This window comes from Streptomyces sp. NPDC006134 (genome assembly GCF_040628835.1).
Classification (GTDB): domain Bacteria; phylum Actinomycetota; class Actinomycetes; order Streptomycetales; family Streptomycetaceae; genus Streptomyces.
Genome location: NZ_JBEXTV010000031.1, coordinates 23,229 through 43,071 on the forward strand (window position 1 = coordinate 23,229; position 19,843 = coordinate 43,071).

Below are 19,843 nucleotides of genomic sequence, written 5' to 3' on the forward strand. Positions count from 1 at the left end.
AGCGCCGGTCACGCGGGCGCGGCCCCCGGCGGCACCGGCTCGCCGGCCAGGAAGGGCCGCAGCAGGTCCAGGAGAGCCCGGGGGCGGTGCAGCGGGACGATGTGGCCGCAGTCGGCGAGGAGCCGCCCGGTCAGGTCGTCCGCGAGGGGACGGAGCTGCTTCTCCAGTGCCGCGCCGACCGGGTGCGCGCCCACGGTCATCGTCGGCACCGCCAGCCGCCCGCCCGCCACGGCCCGCTCGATCTGCGCCGCGCTCTCGGGCAGGGCCCGGTAGTAGGAGAACGCGCGGCGCAGCGCCCCGCGGCCGGTGTAGGCGCGGACGAAGGCGTCCCGTATCCGCGGCGGCACGCCCTCGCCCAGGGTGCCCGCGGTGAGGAACCAGTCGACGTAGCGGGCCTCGTTCCCCTCCAGGACGGTCTCCGCCAAGCCCGGCACGGAGTGGAAGCCGAACCACCACGGAGGGCCGGCGGAGAGGAAGTCCTCGGCGCCGGGCAGCCGGCCCGCCAGGGACTCCATGAGGACCAGCCGCCGCACCAGGTCCGGGCGGCGCAGGCCGAGCAGGAACGCCGGGGGTGTGCCCGCGTCGATGCCGACCACGGCGGCGCGGGACACCCCGCAGGCCGCGAGCAGGGCCGCGGCGTCACCGGCCAGGGTCGCGGCGTCGTGGCCGGACTCCGCCGGGCCGCTCGCCCCGAAACCGCGCAGGTCCGGCGCGATGACCGTGTACCGGTCGCGCAGGCCCGCCATGACCTCCCGCCACACCTCCCAGGTGTGCGGAAAGCCGTGCAGCAGCAGGACGGCCGGTCCCGCGCCGTCCACCGCCACGTTCAACTCGACGCCGTCGACCGCCACGCGGCGCAGCTCAGGCATGCGTATCCCCAGGTGAAAGTTGGTTACTGATGGTGACAAGGCCACCGTAGGGAACTAACTTGGGTGGTCCAAGACGGCACTTCTCCCTCAGGTGGTGAGTCGGGCGTGACCACGGCACGGCGCGGTGACCTCTTCGATCCCCGGTGCCCGACGCGGCAGCTCCTGGACCGCGTCGGCACCAAGTGGACGTCGATGGCGGTGAAGGTGCTCGCCGAACAGGCGCCCGGCGAGGTCCGCTTCGCCGACCTGCGGCGCCGCATGCCGGGCGTCTCGCAGAAGATGCTCTCCGTCACCCTGCGCAGTCTGGCCCGGGACGGCCTGGTCGCCCGCCGCGTGGAGGCCACCACACCGCCTTCCGTGTACTACCGGCTCACCGACCTCGGCCTCTCCTTGGAGGAACCCCTGGCCGCGCTGCGCGCGTGGGCCGAGCGGCACATGCCGGAGATCGAGGAGAGGAACCGGCGCGCGGCGGACGCCCCGTCGGACGGCGGGCCGGGGACGCCGTGACGGCGGTGCCGTGAGGGACATCCCGGTGACGGGGCCCGCGACGGCCGTGCAACCATCCGTCGTATGCCCCGCGTCCGTACACCCGTACGGAAAAGGGCGTGACGGGAGGGGCGTCCATGGCCACAGGTGCGATACGCCGGCTGGCGCTCGGCATGGCCGTGCTCACCACCTCCGGGCTGCTCACCCTCGCGGCGCCGCAGGACGCGCAGGCCGCCGCGGACTGCCCCGGCCGCAAGGTCCGCACGCTGGAGTTCGCCACCGGTTCCGTCCTCGTCCACAAGCGCGGCGGTTACGTCTGCGCCGTCACCGTCCCCAGGAAGCCCGGGGTGAAGCAGCGGATGTCGGTCAGCGTGCGGGCGCGCGGCGGCCGGCCGGTCACCGACGAGGGACGGTACGCCTACCGGGCCGGTCCGGTCACCGTGCACGCCGGGCAGCGGTGCGTGTGGGTCGAGGGCAGGGTGGGCGGCGGCTCGGTCGCCTCGGGCTGGATCCTGTGCTGAACCACCCGGTCCCGCCCGGCATTTCCCGGTGATTCCCCGTCTCCCCTGGTGCGCACACGCGTTGCTCCGATAGCTTCCGGGCGCACATCTGACTCACAGGGGAGGGTGCATGCGCAAGGCGCTCAGATGGCTGCTGGCGCTGACGGTGCTCATAGGCACCGTCGGTACGGCCCAGGCGGCCACCGCCGCCCAGCCGGAGGCCACCGGCACGACCGGTACCGGTACCGGTACCGGCACCGACATCAAGGACAGGCTGCTCGCCATCCCGGGCATGAGCCTGATCGAGGAGAAGCCGTACCCCGGCTACCGCTTCTTCGTCCTCGACTACACCCAGCCGGTCGACCACCGCCACCCGTCCCAGGGCACGTTCCAGCAGCGCATCACCGTGCTGCACAAGGACGTCAGCCGCCCGACGGTCTTCTACACCGGCGGCTACAACGTCTCCACCACGCCCAGCCGCCGCGAGCCGACCCAGATCGTCGACGGCAACCAGGTCTCCATGGAGTACCGCTTCTTCACCCCGTCCCGCCCCGACCCGGCCGACTGGTCCAAGCTGGACATCTGGCAGGCCGCCAGCGACCAGCACCGCATCTTCCGGGCGCTCAAGCCGGTCTACCCCGAGAACTGGATCTCCACGGGCGGTTCCAAGGGCGGCATGACCGCCACGTACTACGAGCGGTTCTACCCGCGCGACATGGACGGCGTCGTCGCCTACGTCGCCCCCAACGACGTGGTGAACAAGGAGGACTCGGCCTACGACCGCTTCTTCGCCACCGTCGGCACGAAGGAGTGCCGCGACCGGCTGAACGCGGTGCAGCGCGAGGCGCTGGTGCGCCGCGAGCCGCTGGAGAAGAAGTACGCCGCGTACGCGGCCGACCACGGCTACACCTTCGACACCATCGGCAGCCTGGACCGGGCCTACGAGGCGGTCGTCCTGGACTACGTCTGGGGCTTCTGGCAGTACAGCACCCTGAAGGCGTGCGACGACATCCCGGCGGACGCGAAGAACGCCACCGACGAGGAGATCTGGACCTCCGTCGACACCATCTCCGGCTTCTCCGCCTACACCGACCAGGGCCTGAGCACCTACACGCCGTACTACTACCAGGCGGGCACGCAGCTCGGCGCCCCGACGATCCGCTTCCCGCACATCGAGAAGCAGTACATCCGCTACGGCTACCAGCCGCCGCGCAACTTCGTGCCCCGCTCGATCCCGATGACGTTCCAGCCGTGGGCGATGCGCGACGTCGACACCTGGGTGAAGCACAACGCCCGCCACATGCTGTTCGTGTACGGCGAGAACGACCCGTGGGGCGCCGAACCGTTCCGCCTCGGCCACGGGGCGCGTGACTCCTACGTCTTCACCGCCCCCGGCATGAACCACGGCGCCAACGTCGCCGGTCTGGTCCCCGACCAGAAGGCGTTCGCCACGGCCCGCATCCTCGCCTGGGCGGGCGTCGCCTCCCCGGCGGTCCGGGAGAACCCGTCGGCGGCCAAGCCGCTCGCGGCGTTCGACGCCCGGCTCGACCGGCGGGACGTGGAGCGCGAACCGGCGCTGCGTCCGTAACGCGCGGGCGGTGCCCGGCCGTTAGGAGCTCCGGCTCACACCGGCCGGGCGCAGCCCACCGGCTGCCCGCCGCCGAGCCGCACGTACAGGGCGGTCGACGGCGGGCACTGGGACCGCCGCGCCACCGCCTTCACCACCTCGTACTGCGGTTTCCGCTTCCCCGTGCCGTCGCAGGCCGTCTCGCGGACCTTGCCGCCGCCGGCCTCGTAGACGCAGTCGCCGACGATGGTGCGCGGCCCGCCCCCGCCACCGGGGTCGCCCGGATGCGGCGGCTGGAGGTTGCGCATGCAGGCGTAGCCGCGCGGCACGGCCCCGTCGCCGTCCTCGTCGGACGACGGCCGCTGCTCGCTGATGTGGAGGACGAAGTCGGTGGTGGCCGGGCACGGCGGCCCGTCGCCCGCCCGGCCGTCGTGCCGGGCCACGACCCGTGCCGCGGCCCGCTCGCCGGTGCACGGCACCTCGGTGAAGCTGACCGTCCCGAAGGAACTGCACTCGCCGACGGCGAGGAACACCGCCCCGTACCCGGACGGCCGGACCGCGGCCGACGACGCCGGTCCCTCCCCGCCGAGCCGGCCCTCCTCCGCCGTCCCCGCCGGACTCTGACAGGCCGTCAGTACGGCCAGGAGCAGCACCGGCAGCGCGGCCGGTGCCCCGGCGTACCCTCTCCCACGCATCGCCATCCCCCCGAATCCCCCGCCCAGCGTGACCCGCCGCGGCGGGCGCACGCCAGACGCGCGGGGGCGCTTTGCGCAGGGTGAGGGGGGCGGCACGGGCGCGTGGCGTACGCGCGCTACGGCGGTTACGGCAGAAACATCCGATACGCCGGTCCGCGCCCGGCCGGATGCGGTACGCGCGTGCGACGGCCCGGCCGGCCCGCGGCACGCACGTGCGACGGTCCGGCCGGCCCCGGCGCGTCAGAGCCGGGAGCCGGTGCACCCGGCCCGATACGTCAGGCCCGATACGTCAGGCCCGGTACGTCAGCCCGTGCCCGACCGGATACAGCACCGCCGCCGGGTCGTCCGCCCGCATCACCGGGACCGGCAGCCTGCCGCGCGGTGCCGCCCGTCCCGCGATCACCCGGGCCGCGGCGCGCAGTTCGACATCGGTCCAGGAGTAGGCGGCGAGGAAGGCGGGCACGCCGGGCAGCTGGGCCACGTCGTACGGGTTGCGGACGGCGACGGCCACGACCGGCCTGCCCGTCGCCAGCAGCTCCCGTACCAGCGTCTTCTGGGCGCTGGTGGCCGTGACGTTGTAGGTGCCGACCACCACCGCGTCCGCCTCGCGCGCCGCCGCCACCGCGCGGGCGACGGTCGCCGCGGACGGGGCGGTGCCCGTGGACAGGGCGGTGGCCGTGAACCCGAGCTCGGTGAGCGCCCCGGCCAGTACGCCGGTCGGCGGGCCGGTCGTGCCCGACGGCGAGGCCGGGTCCGCGCCGACGACGAGCAGCTTCGGCGTCCGGCGCCGGGACAGCGGCAGCAGGCCGCCCTCGTTGACCAGCAGGGTGGTGGTCCGCTCGGCGATCCGGTCGGCCGCCGCCAGGTGGGCCCGGGTGCCGACCGCGCGGTCCACGCGGTCCGGGGCGGCGTACGGCTCGCGGAACAGTCCGAGCTTCGCCTTCAGCCGCAGGATGCGCAGAATCGATTCATCAAGCCGTGCCTCCGTGAGCTCGCCCTCGCGTACGGCCGTCAGGACGGCGTTCCAGGCCAGGTCCAGGTCGGGCGGGTTCAGCAGCTGGTCCACGCCGGCCTTCAGCGCCAGCACCGGCACCCGCGCGTCGCCGTACTTCGTCCGCACGCCCTGCATGCCGAGGGAGTCGGTGACGACGACCCCGTCGTAGCCGAGCTCCTCGCGCAGGATGCCGGTGAGGATGGGGCGGGAGAGGGTGGCCGGGTCGCCGGAGGGGTCGAGCGCCGGGAACATCAGGTGCGCGGTCATGATCGAGTCGATGCCCGCCTCGATCGCCGCCCGGAACGGCGGCGCGTCCAGCTCCTCCCACTGGGCGCGGCTGTGGGTGATGACCGGGAAGCCGGTGTGGCTGTCGACGGCGGTGTCGCCGTGCCCGGGGAAGTGTTTGGCGCACGCCGCGACCCCCGCGCCCTGGTACCCGGCGACCTCGGCGGCCACCAGCGCGGCCACCGCGTCCGGGTCGGAGCCGAAGGAACGCACGCCGATCACCGGGTTGGCCGGGTTGACGTTCACGTCGGCCACGGGGGCGTAGTCCTGACGGATGCCCAGGGCGCGCAGCTCGGCGCCGGCGATCCGGCCGAGGGTGCGTGCGTCGGAGCGCGAGCCGCCCGCGCCGAGGGCCATCGCGCCGGGGAACAGCGTGGCCGGTTCGCCCACCCTGGCCACTATCCCGTGCTCCTGGTCGGTGGAGACGAGCACCGGCAGGCCGCGCGGCAGCTCCAGCGAGGCCTTCTGGATGCCGTTGGACAGGGCGGCGATCTGGTGCGGGTCGCGGGTGTTGTGCGCCCAGGCGAAGTAGATGATGCCGCCGACGCGGTACCGGGCGATCAGCTCGGCGGCGGTGCGGACGCCGATCTCCTTGAGATTGGCGTCGACGTCGGCCTGGTCGGGGGCGGTGGCGGAGTGGCCGTAGACCCGCATGACGAAGAGCTGGCCGACCTTCTCCTCGAGGGTCATGCGGGAGACGAGGGCGCGGAGCTTGTCGTCGCCGGGGCCGGGCCGGGCGGCCTGGGCGGAGGCGGTGCCGCCCGCCGCCAGGGCCGCGGTGACGCCCGCGGTGGCGGCGAGGAGGGTGCGTCTGGAGGGCTGGGAGGTGCTTCCCGTGCTGCTGTCGGGCACGTGCGCTCCTTCCGGAGGTCCGGAGTGAGTGACCCGGAACGGTCACCGGGACCGCTGGGGGATCACTGAAGAATCGCTGCGTAGAGCTGCATGTCACTGCACTGAAGGAAACTTCCGAGAGGCCACCAATATCCGGGAAGTTTCTGCCAGTCAAGGGAACGCACAGGAGACACGGCAGGGACCGGCACGCGGCACGAGAGGGGCCGCCACCGGCGCCAGGGAGGGGGCGCGCCGGTGGCGGCACTGCCGGCCGGGTACGGCGGAGAGGGGGGTCGGCGATCGCAGCCGGCGGCGAGGGCCGACACCGCACCACGGTGACTCATCCGGCAGTTCGCGGTTTGGACGGACGGACCCGGGCGCGGGTTCCCGGGAGGGGGACGATTCCCCGAAGTCGGTACGGGAGCGGCCCGAAGAGGCCACATGAGGTCAGTGGGGCGCGTGGGCCGACACGCGGGGCCAGCGCTCCCGCAGCGTGCGCATCAGCCCGTCGTGGCAGACCCGGCCGGGCGGCCGGCAGATCCACCGCCGCCCGCCCGGCTCCGCGCGCCGTACGCCCGTGCGCCCCGCGAAGGGGTGCCCCTCGGGCACGAGCAGATCGCACGGCGGTGCCGTGGGCGGCGGGAAAACCGATCGACGCGATCCCGTGGCGGCGGAAGAATTCGCCCGGTGACGTTCATGTGGGAGAGCCCCGTCCTCGAAGGCACGCTGGTGCGGCTGGAACCCCTGGGGCGGCGGCACGCCGCCGACCTGGCGGTGGCCGCCGAAGAGGACCGGGGGACGTACGAGTACACCTGGGTACCGAGAGCCGGGGAGGTCGACGCCTACATCGACGCGCAGCTCGCCCGGGCGGCCACGGGACGGCTCGCCCCGTACGCGCAGATCTGCCGGGCCACGGGCCGGGCGGTGGGCGCCACGTCGTACTGGGAGCCGCGCCGCTGGCTCTCCGACGACCGCCTGGACGCCGTCGAGGTCGGTTTCACCTGGCTGGCCCGGTCCGCGCAGGGCACGGGTGTGAACGCCGAGGCCAAGCTGCTGCTGTTCCGGCACGCCTTCGAGGAGTGGGGCGTGGCGCGGGTCGACCTGAAGACGGACGCCCGCAACCGCCGCTCCCGCGCGGCGATCGAGTCGGTGGGCGCCCGCTTCGAGGGCGTCCTGCGCAACTGGTCCCGCTCCCGGGCGCCGGGGGAGGAGGGCCGGCTGCGCGACTCCGCGATCTACTCGATCACGGCGGACGAGTGGCCCGGCTGCCGCCGGCGGCTGGAGGAGCGGGTCGCCCGCTTCACGGTCCGCGCGGCCTGAGAGCCCCGAACAGCCCGGACAGAAGGAGCGCCCGGACCCGGTGACGCGGCTCACCGCGCTCCCGGGACCGGCCGGTGTCACGCCGAGTCGTTGAGGAGGCGGGCCAGGTGCTCCCGCCCCGCGTCCAGCAGACCGGGAAGGGGCGCGGCCTCCTCGTACCACCGCTTCTCGTACTCCCAGCACAGCCAGCCGTCCCAGCCGTGCCGGGAGAGGACCTCCACGCACTCGGCGAGCGGCAGCACACCGGCGCCGAGCGGCAGCGGGGCGGTGTCGCCGGCGGACGCGATGTCCTTGACCTGGACGTAGCCGAGGTGCGGGGAGAGCGCCGCGAAGGTCTCCGAGGGCTGCTCGCCGCCGAGCCAGGTGTGCATGACGTCCCACAGCGCCCCGACCTGGCGGTGGCCGACCAGGCCGAGGACCCGCATCGCCGCGGCGCCGGTGCGGTGCGAGTCGTGGGTCTCCAGCAGGATGCGCACACCGCGGTCGGCGGCGTGCTCGGCGGCCGTGCCGAGCCGCCGGGCGGCCGTCGCGTCGGCCTCCTGCGGGCTCTGGCCGTCACCGCCGCCGGGGAAGACCCGCACGTACGGGGCGCCCAGGTCGCGGGCGAGGTCGAGCAGGGCGCGGATCTCGGCGAGCACGGGACCGTCGTCGCCGGGCGCGGCGACCCGCGCGTACCCCGCCAGGCCCAGGAGCTCGACGCCGGCCGCCTTGAACGCGGCGGCCGCGTCGTCCCGTTCGGCGGGGGTGAGGCCCGGGTGCACCGGTTCCTCTGGGTGGGTGCGCAGTTCGACGCCGTGGTAGCCGTGCGCGGTCGCGAGCCGCAGCACGTCGGGCAGGGACAGGCCGGGGACGCCGAGGGTGGAGAACGCCAGCTTCATGCCGTGGGACCGTTCCTGAAGATCGAGCGGGGATGGGTCCTGCTGCCAGGACCCGTGCTCAGCAGTGTGCCCCGAACGGTGCCGGGCACACGGGTGGCCCGCGTGCGCGCCGCGCGACGTCCTCGTCACCCTCACGGAGGGGAACGCCCCGGCGGGCCGGTCCCCGGGCCACGGGGAGGCGCGGTACCCGGCGGGACCGTGCTGCCGCGCCGGGTCCGGCCCCGATCCGCTGGAAACGCCCTGGGTAGGGTAGGCGCGAGAGCACAGGCACATCACGGACCGGAACGAGGAGCAGACGTGAGCGAACCGGCGTCCACCGCCCTGCAGCAGGAGATCGCCCGGGAGCTTCAGGTCGCCGAGACCTTCGACGCCGAGCGGGAGATCGAACGCCGGGTGGCCTTCCTCACCGAGCGGCTCACCTCCACCGGCCTGCGCTCCCTCGTGCTCGGCATCAGCGGCGGCGTCGACTCCACCACCGCCGGCCGGCTGTGCCAGCTCGCCGTCGAGCGGGCCCGGGACGCCGGGCACGAGGCGCGGTTCTACGCGATGCGGCTGCCCTACGGCGTGCAGGCCGACGAGCACGACGCCCAGCTCGCGCTCTCCTTCATCCGGGCCGACCACGTGCTGACCGTGGACGTCAAGCCCGCGAGCGACGCCGCGCTGGAGGCGGTGCGGGCCTCCGGCGTGACCTTCCGCGACGCCCACCACCAGGACTTCGTGCACGGCAACATCAAGGCCCGGCAGCGCATGATCGCCCAGTACGCGGTGGCCGGCGCGCACGACGGCCTGGTCGTCGGCACCGACCACGCCGCCGAGGCGGTCTCCGGCTTCTTCACCAAGTTCGGCGACGGCGCCGCCGACCTGGTCCCGCTGACCGGCCTGACCAAGCGCCGGGTGCGCGCCGTCGCGGAGGCGCTGGGGGCACCCGCCGAGCTGGTGTGGAAGACCCCGACGGCCGATCTGGAGTCCCTCGACCCGGGCAAGGCCGACGAGGACGCGCTCGGCGTCGGCTACGACGACATCGACGACTTCCTGGAGGGCAAGCCGGTGGACGAGCGGGCCTTCGAGACGATCGTCAACCGCTACCGCCTCACCGACCACAAGCGACGCCTGCCCATCGCGCCCTGAGGCCCATCGCCCCTGAGACCCAGGGCGCGACGGGGGCCGGCCCTGGTACCGGGGCCGGGATCAGGACCGGCACCGGAGCCGGGACCAGGCCCGGTGCCGGGACCGGGCCCAGGCCCGGCACCGGAGGCAGCCGCCGCCCCCCCGGCACCGGAGGCACCCGCTCCGGCTCCCCCGGCCCGGGAGCGCGAACGACGCGCCGCCCCCGGCACCGGAGGCACCCGCCTACCCCTCGCCGCGCGGCACCCCGGTCGACCCCCGCACCATCAGCTCCCCCCGCACCGTGGCGATCCCCCCGGGCGGCGGCTCCTCCCGCCCCATCGCGATGCGCCCGGCCCGCGCCCCCGCCTCCGCCAGCGGCAGCCGCACCGTCGTCAGCGCGGGCACCGCGTCGATGCTGAACGGCAGGTCGTCGAAGCCGGCCACCGACACGTCCTGGGGGATCCGCAGCCCGGACTCGCGCAGCGCCGCGCACGCGCCCAGCGCGACGGAGTCGTTCGCGGCGACGATCGCCGTCAGGGACGGGTCCCTGCGCAGGAGTTCGAGCGTGGCCTCGTAGCCGGACCGCCGGTCGTAGCGGCCGTGGACCGTGCGGCGCGGGTCGTCCTCGATGCCGTGCGCGGCGAGCGCGGCCCGGTGGCCCTCCAGCCGGTGGCGCGTGGTCGTCCGCTCCTGCGGACCCGCGATGTAGCCCAGCCGCCGGTGCCCCAGTCCGATCAGGTGCTCGGTCAGCTCCCGGCCGCCGCCCCGGTTGTCGAACGTCAGGGCGATCGCCTCGGTGTCCGGCGCGGGCGGGCGCCCGCACAGCACCACCCGGGTCCCGGCGTCGCCGAGCTTGCGCAGTTTCGCCGCCACGGCCGCCTTGTGCGGCTCGTTCTCCACCGCGCCGCCGGTCAGGACGACGGCCGCCGCCCGCTGCCGCTGGAGCAGCGTGAGGTAGGTCAGCTCGCGCTCGGGGGAGCCGCCCGTGTTGCAGACGACGGCGAGGTGCTCCCCGCCCGCCCGGCCGCCGGACCCGCCGATCTCGGACTGGATGGCGCTCGCCATGATGCCGAAGAAGGGGTCGGCGATGTCGTTGACCAGGATGCCCACCAGGTCGGAGGTGGCGGCGGCCAGGGCGCTCGCCGGCCCGTTGAGCACGTAGTCCAGCTCGTCGACCGCCTTCAGCACCCGCTCGCGGGTGGATGCGGCCACGGGGTAGTTCCCGTTCAGTACGCGCGACACCGTCGCGGGGGAGACCTGCGCGCGGGCCGCCACGTCCGCCAGGGTCACCGTCATGTCCTCGTCCTCCGGTCGTTCCGGTCGCGCCTTGTGCCGTACTCGCTGTGACTCGCCGTACTCGCCGTACTCGCCGTACTCCGCCGCACGCGGGCGATCGCCAGGGTGCGGGCAGCCGGCTCCGCCACGGGACGGACGGCGCCTGCCGGTCAGACCCTACGGCCCCCGGCCGGCCCCGTTCGCCCCCTCGAACAACTCCGCCGCGCGACGGTCTTGTCCAGACCACCGTGCACAGGCTAGCTTCGTACCAGATAGAAAGCGCTTGCTGTGAGGCTCGACGGTCATCGGGCGACCGGTGGTGGGGCACGTGCGGCGCGCGCGGACCGCGTACGACGTGTACGAAGGGAATGACGTGACACGCAAGACGGTGCGTATCGCCATGAACGGCGTGACCGGGCGCATGGGCTACCGCCAGCACCTCGTCCGCTCGATCCTGGCCATCCGTGAGCAGGGCGGCCTGGACCTCGGGGACGGCGTCGTGCTGTGGCCGGAGCCGATCCTGGTCGGACGCCGTGAGCACGCGCTCAGGGAGCTGGCGGAGCGGCACGGCCTGGAGCACGTCTCGACGGACGTGGACGCGGTCCTCGCCGACGAGAGCGTCGACATCTACTTCGACGCGCAGGTCACCTCCGCCCGCGAGGACGCCATCAAGAAGGCGATCGCGGCGGGCAAGCACATCTACACCGAGAAGCCCACGGCCACCGGTTACGAGGGCGCGCTGGAACTGGCCCGCCTGGCCGCCGCCAAGGGCGTCAAGCACGGCGTCGTCCAGGACAAGCTGTTCCTGCCCGGCCTGCTCAAGCTCAAGCGGCTCATCGACGGCGGCTTCTTCGGCCGCATCCTGTCCGTGCGCGGCGAGTTCGGCTACTGGGTCTTCGAGGGCGACTGGCAGGAGGCCCAGCGCCCCTCCTGGAACTACCGCGCCGAGGACGGCGGCGGCATCGTCGTCGACATGTTCCCCCACTGGGAGTACGTGCTGCACGAGCTGTTCGGCCGCGTGACGTCCGTCCAGGCCCTCACCGCCACCCACATCCCGCAGCGCTGGGACGAGAACGGCAAGCCCTACGACGCCACCGCCGACGACGCCGCCTACGGCGTCTTCGAGCTGGAGGGCGGCGCGATCGCCCAGATCAACTCCTCCTGGGCGGTCCGCGTCAACCGCGACGAGCTGGTGGAGTTCCAGGTCGACGGCACCGAGGGCTCCGCCGTCGCGGGCCTGCGCAACTGCCGCGTCCAGCACCGCAGCGCCACGCCCAAGCCGGTGTGGAACCCGGACATCCCGGCGACGTACTCCTTCCGCGACCAGTGGCAGGAGGTCCCGGACAACCAGGAGTTCGACAACGGCTTCAAGGCCCAGTGGGAGCTGTTCCTCAAGCACGTCTACGCCGACGCCCCCTACCACTGGGACCTGCTGGCCGGCGCCCGCGGCGTGCTCCTCGCCGAGCTGGGCCTGAAGTCCTCGGCCGAGGGCCGCCGCATCGAGGTCCCGGAGGTCGCGCTGTGACCCTCCGCCTGCCGGACGCGAGCGGCGCGCTGCGGTCCTACGAGCCCCGCGCCGAGCCCCTCGCCCTCACCCCAGGAAGCGCTTTCACCTCCCGTACGGTCTTCTCGGCGGCCCACGTCGTCGCCGACCCGTACGCCGACACGACCCCCGACTCGCCCGCCGCCGTCGACTGGGACGCCACCCTCGCCTTCCGCCGCCACCTGTGGGCGCACGGCCTGGGCGTCGCCGAGGCGATGGACACCGCCCAGCGCGGCATGGGCCTGGACTGGGCGGGCGCCGCCGAGCTGATCCGCCGCAGCGCCGCCGAGGCGAAGGCGGCCGGCGGCCGGATCGCCTGCGGCGTCGGCACCGACCAGCTCACCACCGCGGGCCCCCGCACCCTGGACGAGGTCCGCCGTGCCTACGAGGAGCAGCTCGCCCTCGTGGAGGAGGCGGGCGCCCAGGCCATCCTCATGGCCTCCCGCGCCCTCGCGGCCACGGCGCGGGGCCCCGAGGACTACCTGGAGGTCTACGGCCACCTGCTCCGCCAGGCCGCCGAACCGGTGATCCTGCACTGGCTCGGCCCCATGTTCGACCCGGCGCTGGAGGGCTACTGGGGCTCGTCCGACCTGGACGCCGCCACCGGCACCTTCCTGGAGGTCATCGCCGCCCACCCCGACAAGGTCGACGGCATCAAGGTCTCCCTCCTGGACGCCCAGCGCGAGATCGACCTGCGCCGCCGCCTCCCGCACGGCGTGCGCTGCTACACCGGCGACGACTTCAACTACCCCGAGCTGATCGCCGGTGACGAGCAGGGCTTCAGCCACGCCCTGCTCGGCATCTTCGACCCGCTGGGCCCGCTGGCGGCCGAGGCGGTCCGCGTCCTGGACACCGGGAACACGGAGGGCTTCCGCGCCCTGCTCGACCCCACCGTCGAGCTCTCCCGCCACCTCTTCCAGGCCCCGACCCGCTTCTACAAGACGGGCGTGGTCTTCCTGGCCTGGCTCGCCGGCCACCAGGACCACTTCGCGATGGTCGGCGGCCTGCAGTCGGCCCGCTCCCTGCCGCACTTCGCCCGCGCCTACGAACTCGCCGACGGCCTCGGCCTGTTCCCGGACCCGAAGCTGGCCGAGGAGCGGATGCGGACCCTGCTGTCCCTGTACGGAGTGGCCCAGTGACCGGACTCGAGCGTTTCAGCATCAACCAGATGACGGTCAGGCAGCTGTCGCTGCCCGAACTGGCCGAGGCGTGCGGCCGGCTGGGCGTCGGCAACGTGGGCCTGTGGCGCGAGCCCGTCCAGGAGTACGGCCTGGAGGCCACCGCCAAGCTGGTCCGCGACGCGGGCCTGACGGTGACCACGCTGTGCCGCGGCGGCTTCCTCACCGCGATCGACGCCGGGGAGCGGGCGCGCGCCCTGGCCGACAACCGGCGGGCCGTCGACGAGGCCGCGGCCCTCGGCACCGACACCCTCGTGCTGGTCTCGGGCGGCCTGCCCGCCGGTTCCAAGGACCTGCGCGGCGCCCGGGAGCGCATCGCGGACGCCCTCGCCGAACTCGGCCCGTACGCCGAGGAGCACGGGGTCCGCCTGGCCATCGAGCCGCTCCACCCGATGTTCGCCTCCGACCGCTGCGTGGTCTCCACCCTCGCCCAGGCGCTGGACCTCGCCGAGCGCTTCCCCGCCCGCCAGGTCGGCGTCACGGTCGACACGTACCACATCTGGTGGGACGACACGGCGCCCGCGCAGATCGCCCGGGCGGGCGCGGGCGGCCGCATCCACACCTTCCAGCTCGCCGACTGGACGACCCCGCTGCCGGAGGGCGTCCTGAACGGCCGCGGCCAGATCGGGGACGGCGCGGTCGACATGCGGGAGTGGAAGGGTTACGTGGAGGCCGCCGGGTACACCGGCCCCATCGAGGTGGAACTCTTCAACGACGGGCTGTGGACGCGCGACGGGCGGGAGGTGCTGGCCGAGACGGCGGCACGCTTCGTGGAACACGCCCTGTGATCCGGCTCTGACCGGTCCATCTCTGACCGGTCCGTTTCTGACCGGTCCGTTTCTGAGCGGTCCGTTTCTGACCGGTCCGTCTCTGAGCGGTCCGGCCCTGGTGGTCCCTCTGCCCACCCCGTTCCGGGGTGGGCAGAGGCTTCCCCCTCGAACTGCCCCGAAGGGCTTCTCCTCGGGGCCTTGGGGGTCCCCCGATGTCTCCCCCAAGATCCCCGCCGTGCACAATCCCCCCACCGTGCACAAGGACAGGATGGCAAGGGAAACCGCCCCGGTCCTTGGCAACCGGCGCACGGATCTTGACGATTCGTGCACGGGCCGAAGCGCCCGGCACCCGGCGGCGGGACAGCGGCGGGACAGCGGTGGGCCGGGGACGCGTCAGAGGGAGTGGCGGTAGTCCTTCGGCGTCATCCCGTACGCCCGCCGGAAGGCCCGGCTGAAGGTCGCCGGGTCGGTGAAGCCCCAGCGGGCGGCCACGGACTGGATGGAACGGGACCGCAGGCCGAGGTCGGCGAGGTCGCGGCGGCAGCGCTCCAGCCGGCGGTGGCGGATCCAGGCGGCGGGCGTCTGGCCCTCCTCGGCGAACACCTGGTGCAGATGGCGCACCGAGATGCCGTGCGCCGCCGCCACCATGGCGGGGGAGAGGGACGGATCGCCCAGTCGCCGTTCGATGAAGTCCCGCACGCGCAGGTGCAGGGCGCGCCGCCGGGACTCCGGGTCCAGGGTGTCCTCGGCCTCCAGGCAGCGCCCGAGCACGGACGCGAGGAGGTCCGTGGTGGTGCGGGCCAGCGCCGGGGCGTCCGCGCCGGTGAACTCCCCGGCGCGGGCGGCGAGGTCGGTGAGCCAGCGGTACAGCACCCCGCCCAGACCCTGCCGGAGCGGGACGGGCACGGCCGACAGACGCCGCATCGCGCTCGGCGGCAGCGGCAGCAGGGCGCGCGGAAGGGTGACGATCACCGCCGACACGGGGCCGGGCGCCGGGCGGTGCCGTGCCTCGTACGGCCGGGAGCTGTCGACGAGGACCAGGTCCCCGGCGCGGAAGGTCTCCTCGTGCCCGTCCTGCGCGGCACCGCCCTCGCCCCGGACCAGGCACTGGATCTGGTAGACCTCCGGGTCGGACCGGCGGATGAGGCGCGGGGTGCGCACGGTCTCCATCTGAGGGAAGTCCAGCAGGGAGATCTGCACGTCGGGCAGGGACAGCAGCCGCATCGTGGCCCGGAAGTCGTCCCGGCGTTCGCTGCGCAGCAGGGTGGGCAGATGGGTCCGTACGGCGACCTCGTGCCACAGGTCCCAGCGTTCGGCGGCCGGCACCGCCTCCGTCCCGAACTCCCGCACCAGCATGGCCACCCGCCCCCTCACGTGCCCCGGCAGGGGCTGCTCCGTGAACTCGCCGACCGGCGCCCATCGTAGGCTGGCCGGGCCGGAAAAGAATTCCGGCGGGAGTGTGCAACCGTTCCGCGCGTCCACGGGTCGTACAAGGCATCAGGACGTCCCGCTGGGGGGAAACCGGGGATCTGGGGGGATCCGGGGAATCACGGGGGTTCTGACGGAGGGGAAACCGAGGGGGGCTCGATCGACGGATCGAGCCCCCCTCGAAGCGTCCGGGACGAAGTACCCGAGGGCCCGGGGGAAGTCCCCGAGGCCGGAAGAAGACCCCACACCGCGACCGCACATCCGCGTGCTCCCGCCGAGTATCCGGGCACCGGAGCCCCTGGTCGGCAGGTGGTCCGGTGGGATGGCGCCGGATGGCCGCGGCCATGGACGCCGCATCACACGCCCTGTTGTCAGTGCCGTGCTGTACGATGCCCGCTCGCTGTACCGGCGTACGGATTACGGATTAGTAGATCGGGGCGATCAGGGCATCTGGCCTCGCGTCCGGGGTGCTGCGCTTCACCCCTTTCGGGTGTGATCTGAGACACTCGTACGCGGGTGCGCCTTTACTGAGCTGGACGAATGCTCGATTCCGAAGCGGAAACAGATATTCGTTCCGCGTTCCAACCTGTTTGCAGGTCTCGCGAACGACCTTCCCGGCAAGGCAAGATGGGGTCTGCCCGTACGCGAGGCCCGGGACTCCGCCCTATCCGGCGTGAGCGCGTGTACTGCCGTGCGGGCAGAGCGAGAGCCCCATCTCCGATGCCTGCAAGCTGTAGAGATGAGGCCCTCTGGCACCACCAGAACGGGCTGGGCCCCGGCCCTCGGGTCGGGGCTCTTCCCTCAGTGGCTCAGGAACTCACGCACGATCTTGTAGAGCGCGACGATCGGTCCGAGCCAGCGGGCCTTGTTGTAGAACCGGTCCGCCTTGCTGTTCTGGTGCCCCTCAGGCTGTGCGGCCATCGGGTCGCCCCCCTTTCCGGTCCACGTTCGTGAACCTCTCGAGAACACCCACGATGTGTCGCGGACCCTCCGGGGAGCGGTGGTAGCGCAATACAGTACCGGGCACCAGCGGCAACAACGGTGCGTGCCAGTCACCCCTGCGGGTGACCGGTCCTCCGCTTGAACGGCACGGGGTGCCGGATCGGTCGACCGGAATGCCACGGTTGTGGCGATCAAGGCAACTGCCAGCGTTGTTACGGATGTTGCAAGGGAAACGGCGTGCCAGTTCCCGACCTGAAAGTTGCGTAAATCACATCCTGGGGGGTGATGGGTCCTCCGTCGAAGTCTGTACATACGCCACCGGTGGACTCGCTTCTCCTCGGATCGGACGAGGAGGCGAGTGGCATGGGTTGGTGATCGATCGGCATCGTTCACCAACCGGACAGTTGCGAAGGCCGGGGGAGTCGGCGAAGGCGCCGGGGCCGTGCGCCACTCGCCCCCGTAACCGATCACGTCGCCTTCACCGACCAGAGCCGCGCGCTTGGTGGGGTGGCCTAATCGTCGGCGGCGGGGCGGATGCGGTTCAAAGGGGCCTCCCACTCGACGCCACCCCCTCTCGGGCGCATGTAAGCAGTCCGGCTGAGCAGCTTGTTGCCTTCCTTGGCGCGCTCCTCGATCACACCTTGCAGCTCACCCGTGCGCCCCGTCTCATCGTCCACGACGAGCGTGCCTTTCGGATACGGCAGCTTGCCGTGGCTGAGCGTTGCCGGCGGCTTCTCGTATGTCAGTGCCATGACCTCTCGTCCCAGCTGGACACATGTGTCTCACACAAGAGAACTGCCGTCGCGCGAAGCGAACTTGCACAGCTCTTGCACAAGGCCAGGGCGTACGAGTGGCCGAAGTGGGACCATGGGCCCTAACGGAAGACGAGCGGGGAAGACGCACAGGTATGAGCGTGACCAGGATTCCCGGACCCGGCGCGAACGTGGCCGTCTGCCGCAAGGCACGTGGCTTGAGCCAGGTTGCCCTCGCCCGGCGGGCGGGCGTGTCGGTCTCGCTGCTGAGCAAGATCGAGGTGGGTGACCGCGCGCTCACGCAGGGCATCGCCGCCGCTCTCGCTCAAGCCATGGGGCTGACCCTGGACGAGCTGCTGGGCACGACCCCGGTCGAGCGCGCCGACGAGGACAGCCTTACGGCTCTCCACCACGCCGTCCGGCGGTTCGACATCTCCGACGTGCCCCCCGCCCACCCGGAGGACCTGCCGCGCCGACTCGCCGAGCTGAACGAGCACCGGTACCGGACCGAGCTGTCGGCGGTGTTGCGGAAGCTCCCGGATGTGCTGGCCGATGCGACCAACTACGCGCACGCCACCCAGTCGCCCGACGCCTGGACCCGCGTCGCCGACGTGTACTCGGTGGTCTACTGGCTGGCCGCCCGGCACCGCTGGATGCACCTTGCCGAGCTGGCCGTGATGAAGCAGCGGCTGGCAGCCGAGCGCGCGCACCCGATCGCTGCCACGGTGGCCGCTCGCGACGAGGCGGGGACCTTTCTCAACTCGGGTGACTTCGCGGGCGGGCTGGCCATCGTGGACCGCGCCATCGTCGAGGCCGAGTCGAGCCTCGAAGGACGCGACCGCGTGTTCGGCCTGGGCATCCTGCACCTGCGTGGCCTCACGTTGGCAGGCCGGCTCAAGGACAAAGCCACCGCCGAGGAGCACATCAGGGCGGCTTGGCGCACGGCCGAGGACTACGGCGAGGACGCCGACGAGCACGGCATCCACTTCGGGCCGGACCAGACCGCCACCCACGTCGTCTCGACGCTCTCCGACATGGACCAGCACCGCCGCGCGCTGGACACGGCCGACGACCTGATCAGAGGGGGCACCGGCCTGCCCGCGACCCGCATAGGCCCCCTGCACATGAACCTGGGCCGGTCGCACCTCGCCCTCGGCGACCGGGACTCGGCTCTGGAGTCGCTCGAAGCGGCCTGGGGCGTCGCGCCGGAGATGGCCCGGGTCCACCCGACCAGCCAAGAGCTCATGCGCGTCCTGACCTCGCTGCACCGCCGCAGCAATCCCCGACTCACGCGGCTGGCCAAGCGCGCCGGCGTGCCCTTCTGAGGTCAGCGGCGGAGCCGCCGGCGCCGTTCACGGGGCCAAGGGCACGCCGGCGCTGAGCCACGGCGGGCAGGGTAGGGGACCCGGCCCGGCCGGCGCGCCGCAGAGGCGGCGGTCGAGGATCCCGGCCTTCCTCACCGCGCCCCCTCTGCCGCGTCCTCCGCGCCGTTGCCGCCCAGCGCGCCCACCTCGGCCGCCGTCGGATACGACATCTGCGCGCCGGGCTTCGTCACGGCCGCCGCCCCGACCCGCGCCGCGTACGCCGCCGCCCGCGCCAGGTCCCAGCCCGTGCCGAGCCGCCAGGCCAGCGCCGCGGTGAACGCGTCCCCCGCGCCCGTGGTGTCGACGGCGTCCACCGCCACGGACGGCACCCGCACGACGCCCTCCGCCGAGGCCACCAGCGCCCCCTCGGCCCCGAGGGTGACCACGACCGAGCGCGGGCCCTTCGCCAGCAGCAGCCGCGCCCAGTCCTCCGGCTCCCCGCTCACACAGGAGTCGCCGAGGACGACCCGCGCCTCGTGCTCGTTGACGATCAGCGGATCGCAGGCCGCCAGCACCTCCCGCGGCAGCGGGCGCGGCGGTGACGGGTTGAGGACGAAGCGGCTGCCCGGCGGCAGGTTCCGGACTACCTCTACGACCGTCTCCAGCGGGATCTCCAGCTGCGCCGACACCACCCGGGAGACGTGGAGGAGGCTGCCGGCCGCGCGGACGTCCTGCGGGGTCAGCCGCGCGTTGGCGCCCGGCGAGACCACGATGCTGTTGTCCCCGGACGGGTCCACCGTGATCAGCGCGACGCCGGTCGGGGCGCCGCCCACCAGGACGCCCACGGTGTCGACACCGGCCGCCCGCTGCGACTCCAGCAGCAACCGGCCGTGGTCGTCGGCGCCGACCCGGGCCAGCAGGGCCGTACGGGCCCCGAGACGGGCGGCGGCGACCGCCTGGTTGGCGCCCTTGCCGCCCGGGTGGACGGCCAGGTCGGAGCCGAGCACCGTCTCGCCCGCGCCCGGCCGCCGCTCGACGCCGATCACCAGGTCGGCGTTGGCCGACCCCACGACCAGCAGGTCGTAGTCGTACATGAACCCTCTCCCGAATCACCCGACA

17 protein-coding genes and 1 pseudogene are annotated in these 19,843 nt (G+C 73.3%); 9 read left to right on the forward strand and 9 right to left on the reverse strand.

Annotated elements, in window-relative coordinates; all coding sequences use genetic code 11:
* Window positions 1–8: 8 nt before the first annotated feature.
* The gene (locus ABZ340_RS20985) at window positions 9–869 is read right to left on the reverse strand and encodes an alpha/beta fold hydrolase (RefSeq protein WP_358783306.1); all 861 of its coding nucleotides are present in this window, start codon (window positions 867–869) and stop codon (window positions 9–11) included.
* A gap of 105 nt (window positions 870–974) precedes the next feature.
* Here ABZ340_RS20985 and ABZ340_RS20990 point away from each other — a divergent pair, with 105 nt between their 5' ends.
* The 3 genes from ABZ340_RS20990 to ABZ340_RS21000 all read left to right on the forward strand — a co-directional run bounded on the left by ABZ340_RS20990 (window position 975) and on the right by ABZ340_RS21000 (window position 3,443).
* Complete coding sequence (locus tag ABZ340_RS20990; RefSeq protein ID WP_358783307.1) at window positions 975–1,376, forward strand: helix-turn-helix domain-containing protein; 402 nt, start codon at window positions 975–977, stop codon at window positions 1,374–1,376.
* A 116-nt stretch (window positions 1,377–1,492) separates the two neighbouring features.
* Window positions 1,493–1,876, forward strand: coding sequence for a hypothetical protein (locus ABZ340_RS20995; protein ID WP_358783308.1), 384 nt, complete (start codon window positions 1,493–1,495; stop codon window positions 1,874–1,876).
* 109 nt (window positions 1,877–1,985) lie between these two features.
* Complete coding sequence (locus tag ABZ340_RS21000; protein WP_358783309.1) at window positions 1,986–3,443, forward strand: S28 family serine protease; 1,458 nt, start codon at window positions 1,986–1,988, stop codon at window positions 3,441–3,443.
* A gap of 35 nt (window positions 3,444–3,478) precedes the next feature.
* On the opposite strand, the gene ABZ340_RS21005 is transcribed toward ABZ340_RS21000, so the two are convergent.
* The 3 genes and pseudogenes from ABZ340_RS21005 to ABZ340_RS21015 form a co-directional block, all read right to left on the reverse strand.
* Window positions 3,479–4,117: a hypothetical protein gene (locus tag ABZ340_RS21005; protein WP_358783310.1), complete on the reverse strand. Its 639-nt coding sequence runs from the start codon at window positions 4,115–4,117 to the stop codon at window positions 3,479–3,481.
* A gap of 289 nt (window positions 4,118–4,406) precedes the next feature.
* On the reverse strand, window positions 4,407–6,248 hold the full coding sequence (locus ABZ340_RS21010; protein WP_358783311.1) for a glycoside hydrolase family 3 protein: 1,842 nt from the start codon (window positions 6,246–6,248) through the stop codon (window positions 4,407–4,409).
* 465 nt (window positions 6,249–6,713) lie between these two features.
* Window positions 6,714–6,848 (reverse strand): annotated as a pseudogene (locus ABZ340_RS21015) (LysR family transcriptional regulator); the annotation flags it as partial.
* Between the two features lie 66 nt (window positions 6,849–6,914).
* Here ABZ340_RS21015 and ABZ340_RS21020 point away from each other — a divergent pair.
* Window positions 6,915–7,547 (forward strand): GNAT family protein, encoded by a 633-nt coding sequence (locus ABZ340_RS21020; protein WP_358783312.1) that lies wholly within the window; start codon window positions 6,915–6,917, stop codon window positions 7,545–7,547.
* Window positions 7,548–7,624: 77 nt separating this feature from the next.
* Here the strand turns inward: ABZ340_RS21020 and ABZ340_RS21025 are convergent, their stop codons facing one another.
* Entirely contained in the window at window positions 7,625–8,425 is an 801-nt protein-coding gene (locus ABZ340_RS21025) for a sugar phosphate isomerase/epimerase family protein (protein ID WP_358783313.1), read from the reverse strand.
* Window positions 8,426–8,722: 297 nt separating this feature from the next.
* On the opposite strand from ABZ340_RS21025, the gene nadE reads away from it, so the two are divergent.
* Window positions 8,723–9,553 carry an ammonia-dependent NAD(+) synthetase gene (nadE, locus tag ABZ340_RS21030; protein WP_358783314.1) on the forward strand — a complete coding sequence of 277 codons (831 nt, stop codon included), beginning with the start codon at window positions 8,723–8,725 and terminating at the stop codon, window positions 9,551–9,553.
* A gap of 222 nt (window positions 9,554–9,775) precedes the next feature.
* On the opposite strand, the gene ABZ340_RS21035 is transcribed toward nadE, so the two are convergent.
* Complete coding sequence (locus ABZ340_RS21035) at window positions 9,776–10,828, reverse strand: LacI family DNA-binding transcriptional regulator (RefSeq protein WP_358783315.1); 1,053 nt, start codon at window positions 10,826–10,828, stop codon at window positions 9,776–9,778.
* Window positions 10,829–11,180: 352 nt separating this feature from the next.
* On the opposite strand from ABZ340_RS21035, the gene ABZ340_RS21040 reads away from it, so the two are divergent.
* From ABZ340_RS21040 to ABZ340_RS21050, 3 genes are read left to right on the forward strand one after another with little or no spacing between them, the layout of a single operon-like run.
* Window positions 11,181–12,332 (forward strand): Gfo/Idh/MocA family oxidoreductase, encoded by a 1,152-nt coding sequence (locus ABZ340_RS21040; RefSeq protein WP_358783316.1) that lies wholly within the window; start codon window positions 11,181–11,183, stop codon window positions 12,330–12,332.
* On the forward strand, window positions 12,329–13,489 hold the full coding sequence (locus ABZ340_RS21045; protein ID WP_358783317.1) for a dihydrodipicolinate synthase family protein: 1,161 nt from the start codon (window positions 12,329–12,331) through the stop codon (window positions 13,487–13,489). The genes ABZ340_RS21040 and ABZ340_RS21045 overlap by 4 nt, the downstream gene beginning before the upstream one ends.
* Window positions 13,490–13,518: 29 nt before the next feature.
* On the forward strand, window positions 13,519–14,316 hold the full coding sequence (locus ABZ340_RS21050; protein ID WP_358783357.1) for a sugar phosphate isomerase/epimerase family protein: 798 nt from the start codon (window positions 13,519–13,521) through the stop codon (window positions 14,314–14,316).
* 375 nt (window positions 14,317–14,691) lie between these two features.
* Here ABZ340_RS21050 and ABZ340_RS21055 read toward each other — a convergent pair whose 3' ends face one another.
* Together ABZ340_RS21055 and ABZ340_RS21060 are read right to left on the reverse strand one after the other, a co-directional pair.
* Entirely contained in the window at window positions 14,692–15,654 is a 963-nt protein-coding gene (locus ABZ340_RS21055; RefSeq protein WP_358783358.1) for a helix-turn-helix domain-containing protein, read from the reverse strand.
* Between the two features lie 1,526 nt (window positions 15,655–17,180).
* Complete coding sequence (locus tag ABZ340_RS21060; protein ID WP_358783318.1) at window positions 17,181–17,420, reverse strand: hypothetical protein; 240 nt, start codon at window positions 17,418–17,420, stop codon at window positions 17,181–17,183.
* 218 nt (window positions 17,421–17,638) lie between these two features.
* Here ABZ340_RS21060 and ABZ340_RS21065 point away from each other — a divergent pair, with 218 nt between their 5' ends.
* Window positions 17,639–18,745, forward strand: coding sequence for a helix-turn-helix domain-containing protein (locus ABZ340_RS21065; protein WP_358783319.1), 1,107 nt, complete (start codon window positions 17,639–17,641; stop codon window positions 18,743–18,745).
* A 131-nt stretch (window positions 18,746–18,876) separates the two neighbouring features.
* On the opposite strand, the gene ABZ340_RS21070 is transcribed toward ABZ340_RS21065, so the two are convergent.
* Complete coding sequence (locus ABZ340_RS21070; protein WP_358783320.1) at window positions 18,877–19,818, reverse strand: ribokinase; 942 nt, start codon at window positions 19,816–19,818, stop codon at window positions 18,877–18,879.
* Window positions 19,819–19,843 lie beyond the last annotated feature (25 nt).